A 25034-nucleotide genomic window follows, 5' to 3' on the forward strand; every position below is an offset into this window, starting at 1 on the left:
TGGCGGAGCGGACGGGGCTCGAACCCGCGACCCCCGGCGTGACAGGCCGGTATTCTAACCAACTGAACTACCGCTCCAAACCAAGGTGCAAAGCACATCTTGTCAGGGATGTTGCAGTGCGGCGGGAATGATAAGGGTTCGGGTTTTCTGCGTCAACACCTTTTTAGCCGCAATTGCGCAAAGCTTAATCATCCGGTAAGGATAAGTCGAGAATATCGTCCAAATCGTCATTTTTTGCGGCAGGGCCTTGCTGTTTAGGCTCACCGTCTTTTTTCGATGTGCTGTTGTCAGCTGCCGATGCGGCTTTTTTCTTAGGCAACAAATCACGTATTGATTTGCCGGTGAGCATGAGCCAAATAAAAAAACCACCTAGCGATAAAATTAAAACATTCACGCTGATCACCCAGCCCCAAGGAAATGCCGGTACTTGTTCCAACTCTCTTCTGGCGGCTTCTTCAGCCAGGATCTCCTCTGGCAAACGCTCCAGCTCAGGGGCCTGAAAGGTTTGGAGATTCACAGAAAAATCTACATTGGGCAGAGTGAGCATAAACTCCCGGCCATTACGGAGCTCACCAAATGCCTGCACTTCAATCATGTAGCTACCATAGCCGCGATGCTCCAGTTGCAAACGATGAGCACCAAACTCTGGCCGCTGTATACTAAAAGAGTCGGTATCACCATCTGGATAACGTACCCTTCCTTGCAAGATTAGGCTTTGCACTTTGACCTCATCATTCACTACTACAAAATTGATCTGGTGCTTACCCTCTAAATGTTCGGCTTTGGTTAGCTCTACTTTAATTGGGAGTGGGTGAATCAAAACAGGAGCCTGCTCTAATTCTCTGGTATAGAGTGGTGTCTTCACCAGGTATTTAGGGATCCACTCACCGGCTGCAAAGTTCAACTGAAACTCGCCGGTAAAAACACCATCCCGGGCACGTTCATCGAAGCCTCGGCCGTCATCCCGAAATTGAGCTACCTGCACGATGCCGCGGCCAAAATTGTCATACTCCGGGTTATTGGTACTGATAAAAATGACATCCAGCGTCAGGATTTCCCGAAAGTCCCGGGCATTGATGGGCTCACCAGCATTTTGCAAACGAGCTGTCACTTTCAGAGTTTCACCACTCATCAGATGCGCAGGCAAGGGATCGACATCCAGAATAATATCGCTTAGCACCATAATTCGGCTTTCCGCTAAAATGCGCCCTAGCGCCTGCCACGGACCAGCCATTGGTCGGGGGATATTGATCAAATCGTAGTTACGACTGGCATGCCATTCTACTTGCTGCTCTTCAGCATTACGAACATTGATCTTGCTGCCATCTGGCCGCACCAGAATCACAGAAGGAGAACCGGGCCGGCGAAACATCAGTAAAGTAATATCATCCACTTCGCCGTCAATTCGAAAGCGATTTTCAAACAGCGAAATTTGGTTGCGGGTTGGCAGTTGCTGCAACATCTCAAAGCCAACATCAAAAGGAGTATCCTCCAGCAATTCTGGAAAACTCAGCTCGAGCTGCTCCAGCTGTTCCATGGTTAACTCTGGCTGCGACTCCGGATCTGGCTGAGCCGATACTGCCCAAGTTAACAATACCAGCAGGCATAGCAAATAACTTAGTGCTCTGGCCATAACACAGCTCCGGATTTTTTAGCTATAAGCTGCAAACGCTCCTGATGCGCCAGCAACTCCTGCTCGCTGGCAGCAATCACTTTCAAGGCCCCATTCCGTCGGATCTGTATCGGTTGCCGTTCACCACGACTATCGTCTTGCTGCTCTGACGCCAGATTAAGACTCACCTGACCACCGGTCATCCGCAGATAAACATCCGCCAGGATCTCAGCATCGAGCAAAGCCCCGTGTAAGGTGCGATGACTGTTGTTAATATCGTAGCGACGGCAAAGTGCATCCAGATTGTTTTTCTGACCTGGATGCAGATCCCGTGCCAGCTTCAAGGTATCCAGAATAGCGCAGTAGCCAGCCACAGCTGGCAAGGCTGGCCGGAGCATACTGAACTCGTGGTCAATAAAACCAACGTCGAAGGCTGCGTTGTGAATAACCAGCTCGGCCCCTTGAATGTATTGATAAAAGTCATGGGCAATGTCCCGAAACTTCGGCTCGTGCATCAAGCGTTCATTGGTAATACCGTGCACCGCAATAGCCTCGGCTTCAATGTCCCGCTCCGGGTTGATATAGACATGGTAATTGTTGCCGGTAAAACGCCGATTCACTAGTTCCACGCAGCCAATCTCAATGATGCGGTGCCCTTCTTTGGGGTTAATACCGGTTGTTTCTGTATCGAGTACTATTTGACGTTTTGCCATCTGAGGTTCCGCTACCATCGCTTTTACGGTAAATTATAACAACTAAGCCTCTGCTCTGCGCTACTTGCCTGCGAAGCCAACTCATTCAAGGACATCTGTATGCAAAAAACCGTCACCATCTTTACAGATGGCTCTTGCCTTGGCAACCCTGGTCCTGGTGGTTATGGCATCGTACTGCGCTATCAACAGCATCAAAAAGAATTAAGTGCTGGCTTTTTGCAAACCACCAACAATCGAATGGAACTGCTGGCTGCCATTGTTGCGCTGGAAACCCTGAAGTCGCCATGTCAGGTTGAGTTGTTTACCGATAGCCAATACGTGCGACTTGGCATTACTCAATGGCTGCCAGGCTGGAAACGCAACAACTGGCGTACCAGCCAGAAAAAACCAGTGAAAAACCAGGATTTATGGCAACGGCTCGATACCGCCAGTCAGCGCCATCAGATTAACTGGCACTGGGTAAAAGGCCACTCTGGCCATCCGGAAAATGAGCGCTGTGATGAATTGGCACGTGAAGCGGCAACGCATGGCGCTACCGCTGTTGATGAAGGCTTTACTGTCAGCCAGGATCAATAAAGCTTAACCGCCTTGCGCCAAAAGCTTTTCCAGCTCGGCAATAAAGCTGGCATCTGTCGGGCTGGTGCGACTGCCAAAATGCAACACTGTCTGCTCATCGGCACTGACCAGGTACTTATTAAAGTTCCAGGATGGCTGCTTGCCACTTTTATCAATCAAGGCGCGAAATACCGGATTGGCACTGCTACCACGTACCGATGTTGTGGTAAACATTGGAAACTGAACGCCATAATCTAAGTAGCAAACCTCAGCAGTTCGTGCTTCATCACTGTGCTCCTGGCGAAAATCATTCGACGGGAAACCAAGTACCACCAGTCCCTTGTCACGGTAACTGTCGTGCAATTGCTGCAACGCTTCAAACTGGGGGGTGAAACCGCACTTACTGGCCGTGTTCACTACCAATAGGGTTTTGCCTTTGAACTGCTCGCACAAGTCGACCGTTTCACGGGTATTCAGCTGCTGCATGGAATGCCCCAGCACAGCACCACATTGACTGGCCAGTACTGGACCGCTTAAGGCCGCCGTCACTGCAACGGCTAAAAACCATTGTTTCATCATGTTCTCCTGAAAACTGCTATTACTACAGTCTGGCTGATACGCGCTGTCAGCGCAAATGGATCAGCTAAGCGCCCATCCAGAAACAACTTTTTGGATAAGAGTGATGGAATAAACCAACATTTGATGCTTGATTGGTCTACAATAGGAAACATTGATAATGAAAGTATCTGCGATGCACTCAATCTCTGCAATCACCTATCAGCACACTATGACCCAAATAATTACAACACCATGAAAATTTTGCGTAAATTATCGCAGCATAAATACCATCCGCTCGCAATAGCTACTTTGCTGGCAGCTTTATTGATCAATACCGCTTTTGTCTGGTATCTCGAGACACAGCGCAGCCAACGCCAGCAACTGGCCATGAACCAGACAGCCCAGGCATTTCTAAATCAGTTGCAACTTCGGTTGGAGCGCAGCTTCACAGCGGCTTATGCTATAGCCGCCGGCATCAACCAGGCTGGCGCAGAGCAAATCGAATTTAAAGCCTATGCCAGAGAGCTGCTGAGTTACTATCCTGATATTCTTGCGATTTCACTGGCTCCAGATGGAGTGATAAACGATGTCTACCCTTTAGAAGGCAATCAGCAGCTACTTGGCTTTGATTTATTTGCTCACCCGGAGCAAAGCAAAGAGGCAGAGCGTGCTAAAGCAGCCGGCAAGCTAAGATTAAACGGGCCCTTTCCTTTGGTTCAAGGCGGCATGGGTGTTGTGGCACGCTTGCCTTTGTTTCAGCTATCGGATGTAGTGAGCTTCCAGGGATTTATCAATGTCACTTTGCGGCTTGATCCAATACTGGATAGCCTGCACCGTGATTATTTCCAACAAAGCCACTATGCCTACCAGCTATGGCGTTACGATGCCGATGAACGCCGTCAAATCATATGGCGACACGCTAATCTGCCTCCAGGCAGTACTGCATTTACACTGGCATTAGCTGATAACCCCTGGCAATTGGATATGCACTATCAAGCTACTTGGCAAGAACGGCTCACCTTCTGGCTTGAAGTGATGTTTGCGCTTTTTTCCAGCCTGCTGCTCTATAGCTTTGCCTTATTTTACCTGCAACTGAGCAGTCAGCGCGGCTTACTTAAGCATCAGGTAGCCGAACGTACCGAAGAGTTACAACAAACACTGCAGCGCTACCGCTCTTTTGTACAGGCATCCAATACCGGTGGTTGGGAATACGATCAAAGCCGTAATTTCCTGCAATGTAGTCAGGAGTACTTCAGTATGCTGGGGCGAAAGCGGGATCAGTACGATCAATCTGGCCAGGATAATCTGAGTACCTGCTGGCTGGATTTACTGCACCCGGATGATGTTACGCCAGCAAGTAAGGCTTTTATTGATTACTTGCAACAGCCAGTTAGCATGTACGAGAGTCAGTTCCGGATGCGCCATCAAGATGGTCACTGGGTATGGATTTTATCGCGTGGCCGTACCATGCTGAACGAGGATGGTAGCCCATCCACTATTACGGTTGGCACTCATATTGATATCAGCACACAAAAGCAGGCCGAGATGAGGCTACGGCTGCTGGAGCAATTATTTGAGCAAAGCTCCGAAGGTATGCTGGTAACGGATCCGAACCATACCATCTTATTGGTTAACAAAGCCTTCACCACCATCAGTGGTTACAACAGCGATGAAGTCATTGGCAAAACCCCCAAACTGCTTTCATCCGGCAAACACAACAAAGACTTTTATGAGGCCATGCAACAAGCCATTCAGCGCCATGGTAACTGGCAGGGTGAAATCTGGAATCGCCGCAAAAATGGCGAGCTTTATCCGGAGTGGTTAAGTATTTCACAAATCCGGGACACAAGAGGCCAACTTAGCCACTATGTCGCGCTGTTCAGCGATATCAGCAATTACAAGCAAAATCAGGAAAAGCTCAATTTGCTGGCGCATTTTGACACCCTGACTCAATTACCAAACCGCACTTTACTGATTGACCGGACCGAACAAGCCATTCAGCGAGCCAAACGTGCTGGTCATCAGATTGCCATGTTGTTTATCGACCTGGACCGCTTTAAAAAGATCAACGATGCGCTCGGCCACGAGGTCGGTGATGAGATCCTGGTACAGGCTGCCCAGCGCTTGCAAACCATGACCCGCAGCCAGGATACTCTCAGCCGTCTTAGCAGCGATGAATTTATCCTGTTACTGCCTGATACCAACCAGGAAGCTGCCGGCCGGCTGGCAAAGCGAATTCTTGAAACCATGCAAACGCCCTATCAATTTGCTAGAGATCCACTCAGTATCTCAGCCTCTATTGGCATCGCTATCTACCCGAACGATGGCGATAACTTCTTTGAGCTAAACAAGCACGCCGATATCGCCATGTTCAAAGCCAAAGAAGATGGCCGCAACAAATACTGTTTCTTTACCGCCGGCATGCAAAATCAGTTCAACCGTCAACTGCAACTGGAAAACGCGCTGAGACTGGCGATTGAGCACAATCAACTGCAGCTGGTGTATCAACCTCAGCTCTGCCTCAACAACAACAAACTTACTGGCTTTGAAGCCCTGCTACGCTGGCAGCATCCGGAGCTGGGTTTTATCTCACCGGCAGAGTTCATTCCAGTAGCCGAGCAAAGCGGTTTGATGATCAAGCTCGGTGAATGGGTATTGCAGCATGCGATTCAACAGCAAAAAAAATGGTTCCAGCAAGGCTATACCGAGTTGGTGATGGCCATCAACTTATCACCAGTTCAATTTCGTCAGCCTGAGCTGCTCACTATCATCAGCACCCAACTTGAGCTTGCTAAGCTGCCAGCGCAATGCATTGAACTTGAAATTACCGAAAGTGCTATGGTCGAGGATGCCGAGCAAGCCATCAAAACAGTCGATGCTATTCGCCAGAAAGGGATTTGGATTGCGATTGATGATTTTGGTACCGGCTACTCCTCGCTCAGCTATTTAAAACGCTTTCATCTCAACAAGCTGAAAATCGATCAGTCTTTTGTACGTGAACTGTTGGATAGCCTGGAGGATCGCGCCATTGTCACTGCCATTATCCGGATGGCGCAGAGCCTGGGGTTAAAAACGATTGCCGAAGGGGTAGAAACTGCCGAGCACCAGAGCTTGTTGCAACAATTAGGCTGTGATGAAATTCAGGGTTACCACTATGGTCGCCCCATGCCAGCTGAAGCTGCCACCGCATTTTTGCAACAACAAATTGCCTCCCCTCCCAGCCAGCCTTGATGCAATCCGTGCTGGTTGAAAACATCCTTCTCGTTCGAAAAAGTAGATAAAAAATATCTAATTTTTTATCTACTTAAAAATCATAACCTTAGGTTAAACCCCGTACCTTTATTGCTTAATTTTTGCTCCCCCTTAAAACCGTTTGCTGCGCGGACCAGTACAAATATCTGAACATTGACCGGAGATAGCAAGTATGCGTAATTTCAACCACGTCTTTTTAGACATGAGTGTACAAAAGAAGTTGTTCAGTGGCTTTGGCGTTGTACTTGCCATCTTAGTTGGCATCAGCTGGTTAAGTTTGCAAGCACTTGGCAGCCTGAATGAGCGTTTTGCCCTGCTCAATAAGGTGAAAACCATCAGTATTTTAGTAGGCGAAGCCAGGCAGCAGGAAAAGAACTTCATGCTGCGACAGGATGAAGCCTATATTCAGGATGCCAATGCCCTGATCGATCAAAGTCTACAGATTGCTGAACAATCGCTGAGCGCCTTTACCACATCAGAAAGTATTCAATTAATGCAAACGCTACAGCTTGAAGCCAGAGCCTACCAACAGGAGCTGCAAAACTACACCGGCCTGGAGCAACGCAGCCAGCAGCGGCAACAGCAAATGGAACAAAGCGCCCGTCAGGCGCTGCAGATCTTTAATGAGCTGGAGCAGGACTTTAACAGCAGAGCACTGAACGAAATTCAGCGTCAGGGCGATCAAGCCAGTATCGAAGCTTTGCAACTGTCGCTGCTCGCCAGTGAAGCGGCCAGAACCTTGCTGGAAGCGCGGCGGCTGGAACGTACTTTTGTACTGACCGAATCGGCACAGGATTATCAGGCGTTGCAGCAACAATTAAATCAGCTGGATCAACTGATCAGCCAGTTACAACAAACAGGAATAAACGGTGGTCTGGGTCAGCAATTAACGCTGGCGAGCAGTCAGCTTAATCAGTACCGTAGCGAATTTACCGAGTTCCGCCGCTTGGTTGATGCAACCAATGCTTCTGAGCAGCAAATGACAGAGCAGGCACGAAATGTAGTTACCGGAGCAGAAAGCTCGCTTGAACGTCAACTTGAACAAATGCAACAGCAGCAACAACAAGTTCGCTGGATGTTGATAAGCGCCAGCTTACTGGCCCTGCTGATTGGCCTGGTCGCAGCCTTGGTGATCACTCGGTTAATCGTGCGCCCACTGCAACAGGTGGTTGCTGTAGCGGATAAAATTGCCGCCGGTGACTTAACTACGGATCTAAGCAGTGATCGCAAGGATGAGCTGGGCCAGCTAACCAATGCGATGCAGCGTATGACGGTCAGTCTGCGTCAGCTGATTCTCCGCCTGTCCAGTGGCATTACTCAGCTTGCCAGCTCAACCGAGGAAATGGCGGTAATTTCTCAGCAAACCAGCGCCGGGGTTAGCCAGCAAAAAGTCGAAACCGAGCAGGTAGCCGCCGCCATGAATGAAATGACAGCTACCGTGCAGGAAGTGGCCCGTAGTGCGGAAGAAGCATCTATGGCAGCAACCAACTCAGCAACACAAGCCGAACTCAGCAATCAGATCCTGGATAAAACCATGACCGGCATCAAGCAGTTGGCAAAAGATGTCAATCAATCCGCGGTGTCCATTGCCGAGCTAAAAGAGGAAGCCGACAGCATCGGTTCCATTTTGGATGTGATTACTAACATCACCGAACAAACCAATCTACTGGCGCTCAATGCGGCCATCGAAGCAGCGCGGGCTGGTGAAGCGGGTCGCGGCTTTTCTGTGGTAGCTGACGAAGTACGGCAGCTGGCAACCCGGGCGCAGGCTTCGACCACGCAAATTAATGAAGTCATTCAGCGCCTGCAACGTAAAGCCGAGCTCGCTATGACAGCCATGCAGGCCAATACCGAACGGGCCAATGAAGTGTTTGAGTCCACAGATGATGCCAGCGAGGCAATTGAAAACATCTTAAAGGATATCCAGAATATCCAGCAAATGAACCAACAAATTGCCGCTGCAGCACTGCAGCAAAGCACGGTGGCAGAGGAAATCAACCGCAGCCTGACCAATATTCAGGTAGCCACCGAGCAATCCTCCGTCGCCATTGAAGAAACCGCCAAGACCAGCAGCACTCTGAGCCAACTGGGGCTGGAGCAACAGGAACTGACCCATCAGTTCCGCTTATCAGCCGCCTAGGCAACCCACTGGCGGCTTAGGCCGCCAGTCATTTCAGGAGGTGCAGCATGCTGGAATCATACGCCAGACTAACCCCAGGTGCTTTTTATCTATTTCAAGCTGATAGCTTAGGCCGTTATAGTCTGCCAGCCATCAGTGAGCAAGTCGAAGCCATCTTAGGCTACAGTGCCACCGAGCTGAGTGCCAAACCGGAGTTAGTCTTTGATCGCATGCACCCGGACGATCGCAAACGCGTGCAAACAGATATTCAACATTCGCGCTGCAACTTGAGCATGTTTCACTGCGAATACCGGGTAAAACATCGTCAGGGACACTGGGTCTGGTTGGCTGCTCATTCCGAGCCTGAGCAGCTGGACCAAGAGTACACGTTGTGGCGCGGTTTTTTATACGATATAAGCGCCCAAAAGCAGGCTGAACAACAACTGCTGCAATCCGGCAAAGAAGCCAAAGAGTTGTTGAATCATATGATGGATGCGGTAATCAGCACCGATCAGTCCGGCAAAATTCTAAGCTTTAATCGCTCGGCACAGCTACTGCTTGGCTATAGAGAATGCGAAGCGATAGGCCAGAACATTGCCCTGATCATGCCCAGGTCGCATGCAAAGCGACACGACAGCTATCTGGAAGAGTACCAGCAACATCAAATACCAAAGGTTGTTGGCAATAAACGCCAGCTGGAAGCCAAACACAAAGACGGTCAGTTGATCCCAATTGAACTTAGAGTCAGCGAAATCAGCGACCAGGAGGGCAAACGCTTTTTAGGCGTATTGCGTGATTTATCCGCGCACCAGCAGCAAAGCAAAATGCTGCAACAATTGCAGCAACGCGATCCGCTGACCCAGCTCCCCAATCGACAAGCGTTCTTAAAGGCCCTGGCCGAAACGGTTCGCAGCAATCTGCAGAGCCCAATGCACCATGGCCTGGTTTTGCTGGATATCGACGCCTTTAAACAACTGAATGATGCAACCAGTCATAGCTTTTGTGATCAGGTGCTGCTTGAGTTGACCAAACGCCTGAAACAACAGCTGGGAACCATGCAGCAGCTGGCCAGGGTCGGCGGTGATGAATTTGCCATTATCTGGCCATTGCTTTCAGCCGATGAGACTGAAGTGCTACCCACTTTATGCGAACAGGCGGAGCAGATGTTAAACCTGCTGGCCAACCCCATCCGATGTCAGCGTCAGGGCTGCCGCCTGACCGTCAGCATTGGCATCTGTTTGCTAAGCCCCGGTATGCGGCCCGATCAATGGCTGCACTACGCAGAATCAGCAGTGCAGCATGCCAAACTGCGGGGCAAGAATAACTACCAGGTATTTACCCCTGAGCTTGCCAGGAAGCAGCGAACGGAAGCCCGACTGGCGCTTGATCTTCGCGATGCCCTAGAGCAACAACAGCTCGAACTCTTCTTGCAAGGGCAGTTTGATCAGGCCGGTCAGCTAACCGGGGCGGAAGCTCTGCTGCGCTGGCATCATCCGGAGCATGGCTTGGTTCCGCCCGATACCTTCATCCCACTGGCCGAAGAGTCCGGCTTGATAGTGCCCATAGGTCGCTGGCTGGTTGAACAAGCCGGCCAACTGCTGGCGAGCTGGCATAGCAACCCACTCAGTCAATCACTGCAACTGGCCATCAATATCAGCTCGCGCCAGTTTAGCGACCCTTCTTTTGTCAGCGACCTGCTTAATTGTCTGCAGCGCTATCGCTTTAACCCTAACTTGCTGCATCTGGAGCTGACCGAAAGCTTGTTGATAGACAATGCCAGTGAGGTCGCTGATATCATGATGCGTCTAAACAGTCAGGGGCTCACTTTTTCGTTGGATGACTTTGGTACCGGTTATTCATCGCTGGCCTATCTGAAACGTTTGCCACTGCAAACACTTAAAATTGATCGTAGCTTTGTACGGGATCTATTAAACAACCCCAACGATGCGCTGATTGCACGTAGTATTGTCTCACTGGCGCACAACCTTGGCCTGAGTGTCATTGCCGAAGGTGTGGAAGAGCAGGCTCAGTTGCAGGCATTAACCCAGATGGGCTGTGGCTGTTTTCAAGGCTACTACTTTCAACGCCCCATGCCAGTAGCGGAATTCGCCGCCCGCTATTTGCAGCACAACGCGCGCTCCACCGCCTGACAACATCAGCTATAACAGACGGCAGCCACATGGCTGCCGTCTGTTATGCTCAATTTAACTGCCGTAATAAAGTCAACTAAGCCGTGAAAAAAACTCCGCCCGGGTGCGGGCATCTTCACGGAAAGAGCCGCCAAGGGCGGTAGTCTGGGTTTTCGAGTTCACATCCATTACACCGCGTGCTTTAACGCAGTAGTGCACGGCTTCGATGCTGACTGCAACATTGTCAGTTTCCAGCAGGGTTTGCAGCGCCACCAGCACCTGCTCAGTTAAGCGCTCCTGCACCTGAGGACGCTGGGCAAAAAAGCGCACAATGCGGTTGATTTTCGATAAACCAATCACTTTGGTCGACGGAATGTAAGCCACAGTGGCCGTACCATCGATGGTGATAAAGTGGTGCTCGCAGGTACTCGACACACCGATATCCCGCACCTTGATCATCTCTTTGACATTCATTTTGTTGTCAATCTGAGTGACTTTCGGGAAGTTGCGATAATCCAGGCCAGAGAAAATTTCATCGACGTACATTTTGGCAATGCGATGCGGTGTTTCCGCCAGGCTGTCGTCTGCTAAATCCAGGCCCAGGGTTTGCACCACCTCAGTCATTAAAGCCGAAATTTTCTGGTACTTCTGATCACGGCTTAGCCCGGTCTCCTGCATCGGAGTTTCCAGGCCCTTTTTTTCAAGTGCGCTGCGAACGCGTATGGCTTCTTCAGATAACATAGCTTTTCCAAAACAAGGGGGAATCTACCCCTTTATACAGCGGCCCCCTGCAGCTGGTTCAACCGGAAGCTGCCACGGGTGCAAAACAACCGACTATTGTACCAGACGAAGCGCTGCCAGCAAAACCGTCGGCTCCACTTCCGGGCCATTCAGCTCACTGTCCCAGTTGGTGCCAATTAAAAGGCCATCGTCGTACATTTCTTTTAACCAGCCATCACAAAACACATCCAGCGGGATGGCTTCGGGCTGATAATCGGCCCATTCATCGCTGCAATGCGCTTTGGCATCGGCTTCAGAGGACCAAAATGGGATCACATCGGTCTCTTCAAATTCAACCGACTCCACCACCAGCAAATCTTCACCCTCTGCCAACGCATAAACCACCCCATTGGTTTTAGCGGCTTCAACAAACTGTTGATATTTCGGATCGTGCTGTGCTTCAGACATAAGGCTTCACAAAGTTGACATCAATACTTCCTATTAGAACAGAAATCAGGGGCAAAGTGCCAGTGTTATCGGCTGCACATCGGGTACTCAACCATCAACAAATGAACTAAGCAGCGCAACTGAATTCGATGATAGAGCTAGATAGCAGCCAACCACACCCTCGGCTGAACATCAGCCTTGGTCTGCTGATCAGGTAGAAGACTTGTTAAAAAACATCGAAAGAACCATAGCTACTTTAGATGAACTTTCAAGACGGACCGGGATCCCACAAGATCTGAAGCAGAAAATCCTAAAAAGTACAGCATGGCTAACCAGCCAGGCATCCTGGCTGAAAAATACTACTACGGTGAGCAATCAAATTATTAATCAGAGGTTTTCTCAGATACCAGTGGAATTAACATCAATCTTAATCTCATCAGGTATAGTAAAAGCAACATCGACCAGGCCAAGCTGGCAACTCTTAGTGGGCTTAGCAGTTACTGCAACTCTGGATGCACTTGGCAACTATATAATCCAGGAAATTAATCGTAACTCCCCACCTGAAACCAGAGACTGGACAATTGAAGGTTGGGTATGCGGTATAGCAGGCATGCATCGCTTCCGTTGTGATGGCGACGGACTCATGATTCCCTAAGGAGACAAATATGTTTTTTCCAATTATTGTGTTAGATATTGATAATCAAGGCATTGAATTTATCAGTGCCGCTCAATCCAAAGTAACCGTTTTTCATAATATGGCCTTTCATCAAACGGGCTGGATTGATACGCGAAGCCCGGTGCTGGTGCTACTACCGGAAGGGCAAAGCTGCCCTTCTCAAGTTAGAGAAACGTTTTTTGCTGTAGACGAGGAGCGGCCGTCCAATGCTTACGCATTGACAATTTTTGATACAAACAAGGATACGCGCATTGATGCCAACGATGACTTTTACCCCTACCTGCATCTATGGCTTAGCCGAAATAAAGATGGCGACTGCCAACCTAGTGACGTTTTCCCTTTATCTGCCTTAGGCATTACCATTAATCTGGATTTTGAGCGGGTTGATGAATGGACTGTAGAAGGGCATAAAATAAACTATAGCTTTACCTTTGATATGGACTATACCGACAGGCATGGCAATCCGGTGGTAGTGCACGGGTTGCAAGGACTGGATGTGGCCTTGCATTCAATCCCTGTTCGAAATTAAGATCGTGAATGCAGGCAATTCTACTTGCCTGCATTCTATTGAGAGCGTTTATGCAGATTGTATTTACAAAAAAATTAGGGCTTTGGTGTTTAAGTAACGGCATTATCGTTGCCAGTGCCCTCCTGGCTACTTGGCTGGCTTTTTTAGATTACCTTGGAATTCTAGGTGCTTCTACAAGGCGCTATGGTGATCCTGCTCTATGGATGATGTTTTTAACTGGTGTTGCTTTACTAGGCCTTGTTTTACTGATCTTTTGGCTTGTGCGCTACCCAAAAACCATCAGCCTTGATGTTGCGCAAAATACTCTAATGCTTGGCAATGTCTCCAAGTCGCTGCCAGACACTGTGTCATTTCATATCACCAGTCACAGCTACGACAATCTAAAATGGTTTGGATTACGCTGCAAAGTAGGCAAAGTGACCGTCTTAAAGTTGCCGGTTGGGTTTGAAGCCAATACAAATTATCCAGAACTACTCAGCTACCTCGAGCAAAGAAACCGGCCCTTTGAGCTTCAACACGCACATTGGTTTACCAACCAACAACAACGCGATGAGGACAAAGCGCTGAATGAGCGTGGCAAGGCGTTTCTAAAAAGTAAGGATGATAAAAATAACGATGTGTAATACTCTGAATGCTACCAAGAAGATTCAGCCAGTTTATTCATACATACTACGCGATTATTTCTACCGCTATCTTGCTGGAGATATCGTCCTTCGTGAAGGGCGTACTGTTTCACGCCGGCAATTTATTATGGCTAAATCGGGCATTAAAAACCCTGACTCTATAGCCATTGGGGTAGTAGCTGCCACCCAACGATTTTCTGATGCGGTTGCATTACTATGTCATAACCCAAAAATCGACATGGCTTTGCTCTGTGAAGTAAACAGTCTGCTCAGAGAGCGTACAACTCGTTTACCTGTTATACGCTCCAACCCACTACAGCTTCAATCAGCCTGCGGCCTTTATCAGCATGACTGTCCTGCGCCATCTTTATCATTGAAGATAACACAACAAGCACTCAGCGAGTTTGAGAATACCACAGCAACGATAGAGCAACTGATGGCGCTGATGGCTTCCATCATCAATGCACACCCTTTTTCAGATGGAAATGGCCGCACAACCAGAGCTATTTTTGAGGCTGTCTGTAACGCAAAACAGTACCCTCACTTGTCTCCATACATCTTTGTATTAACCAACAACAATATGGATGAGTTATTGAGTTTTCACCGCTCGCTTTGCAATGATAAGTTTCAGGTGAGAGGCCAAAAGTTTCTTGATAATTTCTTAGCCTGGAATGTATTGTTTCAGCAAAAGCTGAACACTTTACTCCATGAAACAACCGCAAAAATAAGCAGCAAAATGCTGCTTATGCAAACCGGCAATTGGTTTCGACCTTTACTTACCAGCTTCTGGCAGAATCCTATCATCAGCGTAAAAAGCATAACAACCAAAACAGGGGATATTGCCGACGCCAAACAAGGACTGGATACCCTACTAACCCAGCGCGTTCTCACACTTCACACCATTGCCAATGAGCTATGCTTCGTTGCTGAGGATATACTGAGTCTTCACGAAGCAATTGAAGCAATGTTGTTTGCTAACGATAATAATTAACCTTTTGTATTACCATTAGTCGTGACTTCACTGCCTGTCTTAAATCACGTACAATCCCAGCAATTGCAACCAATGATGTGGACGCTATGGCACAGTATATTTACACCATGCATCGGGTCTCGAAAGTAGTCCCGCCGAAAAAAACCATTTTAAAAGATATTTCGCTGTCGTTTTTCCCTGGTGCCAAGATTGGCGTACTGGGTTTAAATGGCGCTGGTAAATCCACCCTGCTGCGCATTATGGCTGGGGTAGACCAGGACTTTGAAGGCGAAGCCCGGCCGCTTGCCGGCACCAAAATTGGCTATTTGCCGCAAGAGCCGGTACTGGATACCAGCAAAACCGTGCGGCAAATCGTTGAAGAAGCCGTGGCCGATGTGAAGCAGGCTTTCAGCCGGTTGGATGAAGTCTATGCCGCTTACGCCGAGGAAAACGCCGATTTTGATGCGCTGGCCAAAGAACAGGGCGAACTGGAAGCGCTAATCCAGGCCAAAGATGGCCACAACCTCGACAACACGCTGGAACGGGCCGCCGATGCACTACGCCTGCCTGCTTGGGATGCCAGCATTGAACATTTGTCCGGTGGTGAGCGCCGCCGGGTGGCTATTTGCCGCTTATTGTTGGAGCGGCCGGATATGCTGCTGCTGGATGAGCCAACCAACCACCTGGATGCCGAATCTGTGGCCTGGCTGGAGCGCTTCCTGCACGATTACCCGGGCACAGTGGTCGCCATTACCCACGACCGTTATTTTCTCGACAATGTTGCTGGCTGGATTTTGGAGCTGGACCGTGGCTATGGCATTCCCTGGGAAGGCAACTACTCGTCCTGGCTGGAGCAAAAAGAAGCCCGGTTGGCACAAGAAGAGCGCAGCGAGCAAGCCCGTCAGCGCTCCATTAAACAGGAGCTGGAATGGGTTCGCACCAACCCGAAAGGCCGCCATGCCAAGAGCAAGGCGCGGATGGCCCGCTTTGAAGAGTTGCAAAATACCGACTTTCAAAAGCGCAATGAAACCAACGAACTCTTTATTCCACCAGGCCCACGCTTGGGTGACAAGGTGCTGGAAGTCAGCCATTTACGCAAAAGCTTTGGCGATCGCTTGTTGATTGAAGATTTAAGTTTCAGCATCCCGAAAGGCGCCATTGTCGGCATTATCGGCCCGAACGGTGCCGGTAAATCAACGCTGTTTAAGATGATCACTGGCTCCGAGCAAGCGGATTCCGGCAGCATTGAGCTCGGCGATACCGTACAGGTGGCGTCGGTTGAGCAGTTCCGTGACAGCATGAACGCTAAAAATACCGTCTGGCAGGAAATCTCTGACGGCCAGGACATTTTGCAGATTGGCAATTTCCAGCTGCAAAGCCGGGCTTATGTCGGTCGCTTTAACTTTAAAGGCAACGATCAGCAAAAATTCATTGGCGATTTATCCGGTGGTGAGCGCAACCGGGTGCATTTAGCCAAGCTGCTGCGCGCTGGCGGCAACATGCTGCTGCTGGATGAACCGACCAACGATTTGGATGTGGAAACCTTGCGGGCACTGGAAAACGCTTTGCTGGACTTCCCGGGCTGCGCCATGGTGATCTCGCACGATCGCTGGTTCCTCGACCGCATTGCCACCCATATTCTGGATTACCGTGATGAAGGTCAGGTGAATTTCTTCGAAGGAAACTACTCGGATTACGAAGCCTGGATGAAAGAAACCCTGGGTGCCCAGGCACTGGAACCGCATCGTATCAAGTACAAGAAGATCTAAGCCCTACCGCACAGCCACGCTCTACTCAGCGCGTGGCTGTTTCTTTTCCAGCGCCTGCATAATATCGCGCCAGCTTAAGATGCCAAGCGGCCGGTTAAAGCTATCCACCACCGGAATGCAAGACACGCCTTCGCGGTTAAACAGCCGCACGGCATCCATCACCTCAGCCCCTACCGACAAACTAATGGGCTGGCGATGCATCACCTGATGCACCCGCTTTTTCAGTGTTGCCAAATCTTTGGTGGTCTCAGCGGCAGTGCCAAGATTCGGGCTTAAGGCTTTAAACAAATCCCGGTCAGAAATCACGCCCATTAACTGTTTATTATCCACCACCAGCAAATGATGAAATTTCACCTGATCGAAAATTTCTTTCACCACCGCCAGGGTATCATCGGGTGAGACGCTGACCGGGTTACGACTCATCAACTGAGTGATAGCAGGCATGTTAAGGTGTCCACGATACAATAACTAAGCTAAGTGTATGATCATTTGCCGGAAAAACAAAAGCCGCAACACTACCAATAAAGGAGTAACTGCGGCTTTGTAAAGCGAAGTAGCGCTTACTTCAGTACTGTGGCTACGGATTTGGCAAAATAATCGATGTTGCTGTGATTCAGGCCGGCAATGCTGACCCGGCTGGAACCTACCATGTAAATACTGAACTCATCACGCAACCGGTCGATTTGTGCTTTATTGATGCCAAGGAAGCTGAACATGCCATGTTGACGGGTAATAAAGCTGAAATCCTGCACTATGCCTTCGGCTTTGAATTTATCCACGATCAACTGGCGGTAGTCGTTGATGCGGTTACGCATCTCGGCCAGCTCCTGATGCCACAGCGCGGTCAGCTCCTGACTATCCAGAATATGGCTTACAATGATGGCGCCATGCGCTGGTGGCATCGAGTAAATGCTACGCACCACGCTCAATAACACCGAACGGGCTGTTTCGGCGGCCTTGCTGTGCTCAGTCAGCAGGGTACAGGCACCGATACGTTCACGGTACAAGCCAAAGTTTTTCGAACACGAGCTGCATAAAATCAGCTCTGGCACTTCGGCAGCTAAGTGACGCAGACCAGCGGTATCTTCATCAAGACCAACACCAAATCCCTGATAAGCCATATCGACCAGCGGAGTAAAGCCGCGCTCTTTGGCAAGCTGAGTAAAGCGCTGCCACTGGGCAAAGGTTAGGTCCAGGCCGCTTGGGTTATGACAGCAGGCATGCAGTAAAACCACATCGCCCGGCTCAACGTGCGCCAACTCAGCAAACATTTGCTCTTCCAGCAAACCTTTGCTGTTGTAATCGTAGTAGCTGTATTCTTTAACGGTAAGACCGGCCGCCTGAAACAACGAAATGTGATTGGCCCAGGTCGGAGTAGTGACCCAAATGGTCGCTGAAGGATTGGCTCGTTTAATAAACTCAGCCGCAACCCGCAAAGCACCGGTTCCGCCTGGAGTATGGGCTGTGGTGAGGCGCCCAGCCAGCAAAGCCGGATGTTCCTTGCCAAACGCCAGCTGCTCAATGTGCTGGTTAAAATTCAGATCGCCAGCCATGCCAATGTAGGTTTTACTGTCTTCTTTCGCCAGACGCAGGGCTTCGGCTTTTTTCACGCACTTGAGTACAGCGGTGTGCCCTTGCTCGTCTTTGTACACCCCAACACCCAAATCAATTTTATGCGGGTTTGGATCCTGCTGATAAGCAGCCATCAGGCCAAGGATCGGATCTGTTGCCACTGGCTGTAACTGAGAAAACATAGTGCTCACCTGTTTTAATCACTGCATGGTTGATCTGCTGCTGGCAAGTACGCCGGTACCATCAAGCAAATGGCAATCAGCAAGGCCAGGGCAGCAGGGTTAAAGACGTCTTTTTGAAAAGCTTCGGCATCAATAATGCCAACTATTCTGCCTGATTGATCAAACAGAGGCAAACAAGCTTCGGCTAAAACTTTGGGATCGCACGTGTAGTAATCACCGCCCTGTGCCAGGTACTCTGGGATATCATTAATCACCCGCGCCTTACCCGTCAACCCAACAGTGCTGTTGTTGCTCATGCGGGCAAAATCCGGCGTTAACGGAAATTCAGGCCGGGAAGGAGCACCATAATAAGCGAGCTTGACCAACACCGCTTGCTGCTCCCGATTGGATCGGGCCTGATAAATACCAAACCACTCCATACCGGTGCGGGTTTCAAACGCCTGACAAAATAACTGCAGTAACTGTAAAGCCTGTTCGGTCTCTGTACTCTGCCCACCCAGGATGACGGTTAAATCATAGGGTTGGTCAGCTAACTGACCAAAGAGTGAGCAAGCCCCGCCCTCACCGAGCTCAGGAACAAGGTAACTCCAGCGAACCTCAGGGCGAACAGCCTCATCCAGAAAGTGTTCCAGCCACTGTACTTCCCGCTCAATTTCATGATCATCCAGCTGCCACACCGTATCTAAGCCAGTTTGCTGAATGTATTGGCGGATCAATGGATTATGCTGAGACAATTTAGACATCCAGATTTCTAAAATAATGATGCGCCATTCTAGGCAAAAAATGGCAAAATGCCAACTAGATTTGAAGCGAGACATCAAGCGGAGCAAGCATGAACCGTAAAACCCTATCCTTAGCCGACTGGCAGCAACAAGCCGGCAAGAGCATTACCCCTACCCCCTCCTCTAAAGAGGCGCTGGTGTATAGCACCGATACCGGTAAGATAGTGGCAGAAAAACCAGTAAAGGCTGAGGGTCAGGCTTATGCCGATGGTAAGCTGCGGCTGCAACGTCAGACTAAAAAACGTGGTGGTAAAGCTGTCATTCTAATCAGTGGCATTTCAGGCAGCCAAGATGAATTGCAAGGAGTGTGTAAAGCATTAAAGCAGGTATGCGCCTGTGGCGGCAGCGTCAAAGATGGCGCTATTCTGTTGCAAAACGATCAACGCGCTCAGGTAGAGGCTGCTTTGCACAAATTGGGCTACACTACTGTTTGGGCAGGTGGTTGAGCGAACCAGGCAATTTAGTGTCTGCTTTTTTTACATCAAGGCGAAAGAAACACAAGCTGCCACTAAGGTAATTACCATAATAAGATGATTTTATTTAAGTAATTATTTAAGGAATGAATTTTGCATTAATTTTAACCACTGAAGGTTTCAGGGATGCTCAGTACCTTCGCAGTTCAGTAATCAGTAAAAAGGATACGCCAACTATGGGTTTTAACAAATCAGCTGTTTTAGGTTCCGCCGTTGCCATCTTGTTTAGCGCAACTGCCGTTGCAACCCCTATTCAGGTTGATACCGGTACTATTTATAACATCAGCATTGTCGATGACTTTAGCAATCATCTGGACTTGGATGGTATGAAAGTGACGGCTTGTTTTACAACAGGTAGCTGTGAGCAGGTGGTTTTTAATGGTGCCAATGCTGCAGCTGTTGGATCAGGCTGGTCTCTCTCGCTGTTTGGCGATACCTTCATTAACCCATTCTTGTTTTCTACTGATGTAGCCGCAACATCGCTGACACTAAATGCATGGTTTGCCGGATCCGTTTTTGATATTAAGACGGGTATTGCTGGCTCGCCTGGTAGTATGTCTGGCAGCCCTTATACCATTGAAGATGATTTCCTCTTCAATGATGATGATTTCGGTTGGGCAGATTTTGCCGCTGAAAGTGTTACATACAGCAATGAGGCCTGGCTCAATGGGCAGTTCTATGGTGATTTATACACCAGTATGCGAATTGAGTTTAATAGTGCTGGTGTTACCGGCAAGATGTCTTTCATTACTGATACCGATAATGTCACCTTTGTTGTGCCCGCTCCTGCCACCACTTTTTTATTGCTGGTTGGCTTGACTGGTCTGGCAATTAAACGCAGATTGCAATTTCGCCAGCGTTAAACGCAACACATCTCGAACGAAGGGTGCCGCTATGGCACCCTTTTTTGTGGAAGAAATTTATTGTTGATAACGCTGTTGATAGCGCCGATGCAACTGCTTATGACGGTTATCCAAATCAACCGTTCGGCCATCAATCCACATCCGCTCAACTCTGTGTCCCAGGTAATCAAAAATATCACCATCGGACACCACCAAGCTGGCGCTTTTACCCACTTCAATAGAGCCTAAACGATCGGCCACCCCGGCAATGCGGGCTGCATCCAGGGTTAACGCTTTCAATGCATCAGTCTGGCTTAAACCATAGCGGGTGACATGACCGCTGGCAAACACCAAATTGCGCGTATCCCAGAAACCATCCAGTGATAACGCAAGCCGCACGCCGGCATCACGCAAGATCCCTGGTGCCGCAAAGGCCTGATCATAAGCTTCATCGCCTCGGGTCGGTAAACCAAAGGGAGCCGTGTAAATCACATCGACATTGGCCGTGGCCAGTTCATCGGCCATACGCCAGCTGTCACGACCACCAACAATCACCAACCTTGCCTGATAGTGCTTTGCCAGCAACATCGCCTGGCGGATTTGCCGTGGATCATCAGCATGCACAAACAGCGGCAACTCGCCTTTGAAAAAGGGCAGCATCCGGTGCCAGCGCGAGTCCAGGCCATGATTCAAACCTGCCTGTTCCGCTTTAAAGTAAGCGTGGGCCTGTTCAAAGTAGCGGTGCAACTGCTGCAATTGCTGTTGCTGCTGCTCCCGCTGCTTATCCGGGCTTTGACTGGCTCGCCAACCGGTACGAATCGTCATAGAAGGCCAGTTAATATGCAGCCCAACATCGGATTGCACCAGAGCATCTTGCCAGTTCCAACCATCGAGTTGCATCAAAGCAGAACGTCCTGTAATCATAGCACCGGATGGATAAATCAGGCTGTGGCTAAAACCATTGCTACGAATGGTTGGGATCACCACAGAGTCGGCATTAAAGGCCACTTCTACCCGTAAGTCCGGATTGGTGTTGCTAGTCTCCCGATCATCCCGGGTGGCACGCACTGCTTCTACCTCAATCAGACCCAGCTGGTTGATCAACGCAATTAAACCGGGATACAGATGCTTACCGGTCAAGTCATGCAGCTCAGCACCTACTGGCACCTGCAATTGAGGACCAATGGCAGCAATCTTACCATCGACCAGCAATACATCCTGCACCTTCGGCTCAGCGTCAACCACAGTATGCACCAAAGCGTTCTGCAATAGGATGGGGTGCTGCTGCGGGGTACCTGGCACCGGATTAACAGCCAGCACAGGCAGCGCCACTGTCATCGCTACGAACAGGGCCGGCAAACTGCCACAAAGCTTAGAGAAAATTGTCTGCATCTTCATTGGTTTGCTCCTGCATGATGATGTCCTTGATGGTGACCGTGGTGACCATGCTGATGGTAGCGCTGATGACCGAAGCGGATTTGCAGCCAGTCTTCGTGATCATCACAATGCCAGATTGGGTCCTCATCTTTATACCCTCCACTACTACCCTGCCGAGCTGACTCACCGGCCGTCAGTACTTTTTGGATCAGTTGTAAGCGCTCCTGCTCCAGTTGTTCGCGCTTCGCGATATCGCTGGCGCGATCAAAGTAACGGGCTCCTTCAATCCAGGTTTGCTGCACCTGGCTGTATACTGACAGCGGATGACCATCCCACAGCACAAAGTCCGCCCGTTTACCGGTCTCAATCGAACCGACCTGATCGGCAATTTTCAGCTGGATGGCCGGGTTGATGGTGACCATTTTCAACGCTTCGTGTTCATCCATATCGCAATACATCACTGACTTGGCAGCTTCCTGATTGAGACGGCGCAACAAGCCTGGATCATCGGAGTTGACACTGACATTCAGCCCTTGCTCGTGCATCAGACAGGTATTGGTTGGAATGGCATCATTCACTTCCATTTTAAAGCCCCACCAGTCGGCAAAGGATGAAACAGAAGCACCATGTGCCTTCATTTCACTGGCAACTTTGTAGCCTTCAAGAATATGCGTAAAGGTCTGAATGCGGAAACCCATCTCTTCAGCCAGCTCCATCAGCATCAGAATTTCAGATGCAACGTAGGAGTGAGTATGGATGTGACGCTCACCATTGAGTATTTGAACCAGAGTATCCAACTGATAATCCCGTCGTGGTGGCGCTACCTGTGCCCTGTCACGCCGTGATAAGCGTTCATAGGCCTGCCATTTGGCTTGATACTCTTTCGCCGCCTGGAATTGATCACGGATAAAAGTTTCCACCCCAACCCGGGTTTGTGGATAGCGGCTGCTAAACTGAGCACCCCAGTTCGATTGTTTGACGTTCTCACCCAGTGCAAATTTAATGCTGGGCGGCGCGTCTTTAAACTTCATACCTTCGGCATCCTGTCCCCAACGCAGACTTAGAATTTGCGCCTGCCCCCCGATCGGGTTGGCACTGCCGTGCAGCAATTGAACCGCGGTGACACCCCCGGCTAAGCCGCGGTAAATATTGATATCATCAGGGTTCACCACATCACCTAAACGTACCTCAGCAGTATTGGCATGCGATCCTTCATTGACCCCCTGGGCAGTAGCAATGTGGGAGTGTTCATCAATGATACCTGGCGTCAAATGCAGGCCTGTTGCATCAATCACGTTGTACCCTCTGGGCGTAGCCAAGCCCTGACCAATGCGTTGAATACGGCCATCCCTGATAATGACATCGGTTTCTGTTAAAACACCGGCATCGGCAGCCGTCCAAACAGTTGCATTGCGAATATGCAGGTTTTGCCGACTTGGTAGCTCGGCCAGCCCAAAAGCACGATTTGGATAGGTAAGCTGTGAAATCATAGGGGCCGGTTCCGTTGGCTCAGTAGCCTCTTTGGCTGGCGAAGGCTGTCGGCTGGCTTGCACCATATTGCGCTGACCATTGGCTTCAAGCCAATACCCCGTTAACTGATTGTCTGACAGCACCCCACTGAATTGGATGACCTCAGTGCGCTCTAGCAGCTCTTTTAAAGCAAGACTGAACTGCAACTGAGGGCCCTGCTGCTGAAGATGCTCCAGTTTGACGCTCTTATCCGCCAGTTTCAATTCACCTTTGTAAGCCCCGGAGCGACCGGTCAGAGTCAATTCTGCCGGCTGACCAGCTAGCTGTACCGAATAACTCCCACTAAAATCCGGGCCTGGTGCTTGATGCAGCACCGGCTGACCACGCAGCCAGGTTGCGACAATAGCACCATCATCAAACAGATTGCCACGGCTAACCACCAGATCAGCCCGGTAACCCGGTTGCACCTTACCAAGCTGGCTGGCAACGCCAAGCAAATCGGCTGGAACTGTGGTCAAGGCAGCGAGCGCCTGTTGCTCAGTTAAGCCATACTGCATAGCACGACGCAGATTCGGCCAAAAGTCTGCGACTTTATCCAGGCCGTGGCTGGTTAGAGCAAAGCGAACACCAGCCTGAGCTACAGCGGCAGGGTTTGCCGGTGCTCGCTCCCAGTGTCGTAAATCAGCCAGGCTGACATCCAACTGGGCATCAACGTAGTGCACATCCGGTGCTGCTGGGAAGCTAAGCGGTAAAACTAAAGTACGGTTGCTGGCTTTTACCTGCTCCAGCCGGCTGTACTCATGGCCCGAACCAAGCAAAGCGACCCGCTCCAAACCAAACTCGGCCAGCAACTGGTGGGCTCGCAACAAAGACTGCTCATCGCTGGCTTCAAACAATACGCCCTGCTCAGGCAACGTAGCTAATGCTGCCAAGGCTGCATTGTATTCAATCGGCTGACTATGAAAGCGTAAATCCGTCTTACCATAAGCACTTTGGTACCAGTTTGCATCCGATAAAGTCTGACGAATAAGCGCCATACTGCCCATCAACGAAGAAGGGTAACTCTGGGTGGAGCTGCCCTTGCTAAAGGACATAAACTGCTTGCCATTGGCTTTTAAGATCACTTCATTAGGCAGGCCTTCAGCTAAAGAAGCCACTACGGCTGAACCACGGAAGATGCCGTCGTGCCGCGCCGCCTGAACGGTGGTAAAGCCTTGCTCAATCAGTGGTTTTGCCTGACCTGCATTTGGTTTGAACTCATCAGCCCAACGACGCTCTGCATGGATGGCAGCATTGCTGGCATTGCCACCTTTACGCTCATTTTGATACTGAGGGGGTTCACCAAAGCGAAAGCCCCCAGCAGCTGTTGCCTGTTCCACCCCATATTGGGTGAAAGGGTCTATAAAGCCTGCGTAAACATAGTGACCACTTAAATCATGCTGTTGGTAGCCGGCTGGAACAGAGCCACCAGAGCGAACCGACTCAATCACACCATTACGAATTAAAATGGTGGCATTGGGTACCGTCCGGCCTGGCTCGGTTGTGACTGTGGCATTGGTTAGTGCGACCAGATTCGGAGTTTTATCCCGGATCCCCAGTTGCGGGGTGGTCTGTGCGGCATAGAGGACAGGCGCTGCCAAGGCAACGGCCACCATACCAACCCA

21 protein-coding genes and 1 tRNA gene are annotated in these 25034 nt (G+C 49.9%); 11 read left to right on the forward strand and 11 right to left on the reverse strand.

The features are described from left to right. The 3 genes from BLW37_RS00185 to dnaQ form a co-directional block, all read right to left on the reverse strand. Window positions 1-77: transfer RNA gene (locus tag BLW37_RS00185), tRNA-Asp, on the reverse strand. 107 nt (window positions 78-184) lie between these two features. Next, entirely contained in the window at window positions 185-1633 is a 1449-nt protein-coding gene (locus tag BLW37_RS00190; protein WP_091337767.1) for a TIGR03503 family protein, read from the reverse strand. After that, window positions 1618-2325, reverse strand: coding sequence for a DNA polymerase III subunit epsilon (dnaQ, locus tag BLW37_RS00195; protein WP_091339473.1), 708 nt, complete (start codon window positions 2323-2325; stop codon window positions 1618-1620). The genes BLW37_RS00190 and dnaQ overlap by 16 nt, the downstream gene beginning before the upstream one ends. Before the next feature lie 99 nt (window positions 2326-2424). On the opposite strand from dnaQ, the gene rnhA reads away from it, so the two are divergent. Beyond that, window positions 2425-2901, forward strand: a complete 477-nt coding sequence (rnhA, locus tag BLW37_RS00200; RefSeq protein ID WP_091337769.1) for a ribonuclease HI — start codon at window positions 2425-2427, stop codon at window positions 2899-2901. Between the two features lie 3 nt (window positions 2902-2904). Here rnhA and BLW37_RS00205 read toward each other — a convergent pair whose 3' ends face one another. Next, window positions 2905-3456, reverse strand: coding sequence for a glutathione peroxidase (locus BLW37_RS00205; protein WP_425426588.1), 552 nt, complete (start codon window positions 3454-3456; stop codon window positions 2905-2907). A gap of 243 nt (window positions 3457-3699) precedes the next feature. On the opposite strand from BLW37_RS00205, the gene BLW37_RS00210 reads away from it, so the two are divergent. From BLW37_RS00210 to BLW37_RS00220, 3 genes are all read left to right on the forward strand, one after another. After that, complete coding sequence (locus BLW37_RS00210) at window positions 3700-6669, forward strand: bifunctional diguanylate cyclase/phosphodiesterase (protein ID WP_245785558.1); 2970 nt, start codon at window positions 3700-3702, stop codon at window positions 6667-6669. 193 nt (window positions 6670-6862) lie between these two features. Next, window positions 6863-8830, forward strand: coding sequence for a methyl-accepting chemotaxis protein (locus BLW37_RS00215; protein ID WP_091337775.1), 1968 nt, complete (start codon window positions 6863-6865; stop codon window positions 8828-8830). Between the two features lie 47 nt (window positions 8831-8877). Beyond that, a complete protein-coding gene (locus BLW37_RS00220) occupies window positions 8878-10959 on the forward strand; it encodes a putative bifunctional diguanylate cyclase/phosphodiesterase (RefSeq protein ID WP_091337778.1) in 2082 nt (693 codons plus the stop codon). 72 nt (window positions 10960-11031) lie between these two features. Here the strand turns inward: BLW37_RS00220 and folE are convergent, their stop codons facing one another. Beyond that, a complete protein-coding gene (gene folE, locus BLW37_RS00225; protein ID WP_091337780.1) occupies window positions 11032-11679 on the reverse strand; it encodes a GTP cyclohydrolase I FolE in 648 nt (215 codons plus the stop codon). 93 nt (window positions 11680-11772) lie between these two features. Then, window positions 11773-12126, reverse strand: coding sequence for a DUF2750 domain-containing protein (locus BLW37_RS00230; RefSeq protein WP_091337782.1), 354 nt, complete (start codon window positions 12124-12126; stop codon window positions 11773-11775). Window positions 12127-12328: 202 nt separating this feature from the next. Between BLW37_RS00230 and BLW37_RS18570 the strand changes: the two genes are divergently transcribed. The 5 genes from BLW37_RS18570 to ettA all read left to right on the forward strand — a co-directional run bounded on the left by BLW37_RS18570 (window position 12329) and on the right by ettA (window position 16672). Continuing rightward, a complete protein-coding gene (locus BLW37_RS18570; RefSeq protein WP_139243636.1) occupies window positions 12329-12760 on the forward strand; it encodes a hypothetical protein in 432 nt (143 codons plus the stop codon). A gap of 10 nt (window positions 12761-12770) precedes the next feature. Further along, complete coding sequence (locus tag BLW37_RS00235; protein ID WP_091337785.1) at window positions 12771-13310, forward strand: hypothetical protein; 540 nt, start codon at window positions 12771-12773, stop codon at window positions 13308-13310. Between the two features lie 50 nt (window positions 13311-13360). Continuing rightward, on the forward strand, window positions 13361-13933 hold the full coding sequence (locus BLW37_RS00240) for a hypothetical protein (RefSeq protein WP_091337787.1): 573 nt from the start codon (window positions 13361-13363) through the stop codon (window positions 13931-13933). Further along, window positions 13911-14924 (forward strand): Fic family protein, encoded by a 1014-nt coding sequence (locus BLW37_RS00245; protein WP_091337789.1) that lies wholly within the window; start codon window positions 13911-13913, stop codon window positions 14922-14924. Before BLW37_RS00240 ends, BLW37_RS00245 begins: the two co-directional genes overlap by 23 nt. An 86-nt stretch (window positions 14925-15010) precedes the next feature. After that, window positions 15011-16672 (forward strand): energy-dependent translational throttle protein EttA, encoded by a 1662-nt coding sequence (ettA, locus tag BLW37_RS00250; protein WP_091337791.1) that lies wholly within the window; start codon window positions 15011-15013, stop codon window positions 16670-16672. A gap of 21 nt (window positions 16673-16693) precedes the next feature. On the opposite strand, the gene BLW37_RS00255 is transcribed toward ettA, so the two are convergent. From BLW37_RS00255 to BLW37_RS00265, 3 genes are all read right to left on the reverse strand, one after another. Next, entirely contained in the window at window positions 16694-17116 is a 423-nt protein-coding gene (locus BLW37_RS00255) for a CBS domain-containing protein (RefSeq protein WP_091337794.1), read from the reverse strand. A gap of 116 nt (window positions 17117-17232) precedes the next feature. Beyond that, entirely contained in the window at window positions 17233-18426 is a 1194-nt protein-coding gene (locus BLW37_RS00260) for an amino acid aminotransferase (protein WP_091337798.1), read from the reverse strand. 14 nt (window positions 18427-18440) lie between these two features. Next, entirely contained in the window at window positions 18441-19169 is a 729-nt protein-coding gene (locus BLW37_RS00265) for a GAF domain-containing protein (RefSeq protein WP_091339476.1), read from the reverse strand. 89 nt (window positions 19170-19258) lie between these two features. On the opposite strand from BLW37_RS00265, the gene BLW37_RS00270 reads away from it, so the two are divergent. Both BLW37_RS00270 and BLW37_RS00275 read left to right on the forward strand, forming a co-directional pair. After that, window positions 19259-19654, forward strand: coding sequence for a translation initiation factor (locus BLW37_RS00270; protein WP_091337800.1), 396 nt, complete (start codon window positions 19259-19261; stop codon window positions 19652-19654). Between the two features lie 113 nt (window positions 19655-19767). After that, entirely contained in the window at window positions 19768-20544 is a 777-nt protein-coding gene (locus BLW37_RS00275; RefSeq protein ID WP_139243637.1) for a PEP-CTERM sorting domain-containing protein, read from the forward strand. Between the two features lie 57 nt (window positions 20545-20601). Here the strand turns inward: BLW37_RS00275 and BLW37_RS00280 are convergent, their stop codons facing one another. Both BLW37_RS00280 and BLW37_RS00285 read right to left on the reverse strand, forming a co-directional pair. Continuing rightward, window positions 20602-21921: an amidohydrolase family protein gene (locus tag BLW37_RS00280; protein WP_342744188.1), complete on the reverse strand. Its 1320-nt coding sequence runs from the start codon at window positions 21919-21921 to the stop codon at window positions 20602-20604. Then, window positions 21918-25025 (reverse strand): amidohydrolase family protein, encoded by a 3108-nt coding sequence (locus tag BLW37_RS00285; RefSeq protein WP_425426595.1) that lies wholly within the window; start codon window positions 25023-25025, stop codon window positions 21918-21920. Before BLW37_RS00285 ends, BLW37_RS00280 begins: the two co-directional genes overlap by 4 nt. Window positions 25026-25034 lie beyond the last annotated feature (9 nt).

It is taken from the genome of Alkalimonas amylolytica (assembly GCF_900107845.1).
In the GTDB taxonomy this organism is placed as follows: Bacteria; Pseudomonadota; Gammaproteobacteria; order Enterobacterales; family Alteromonadaceae; genus Alkalimonas; species Alkalimonas amylolytica.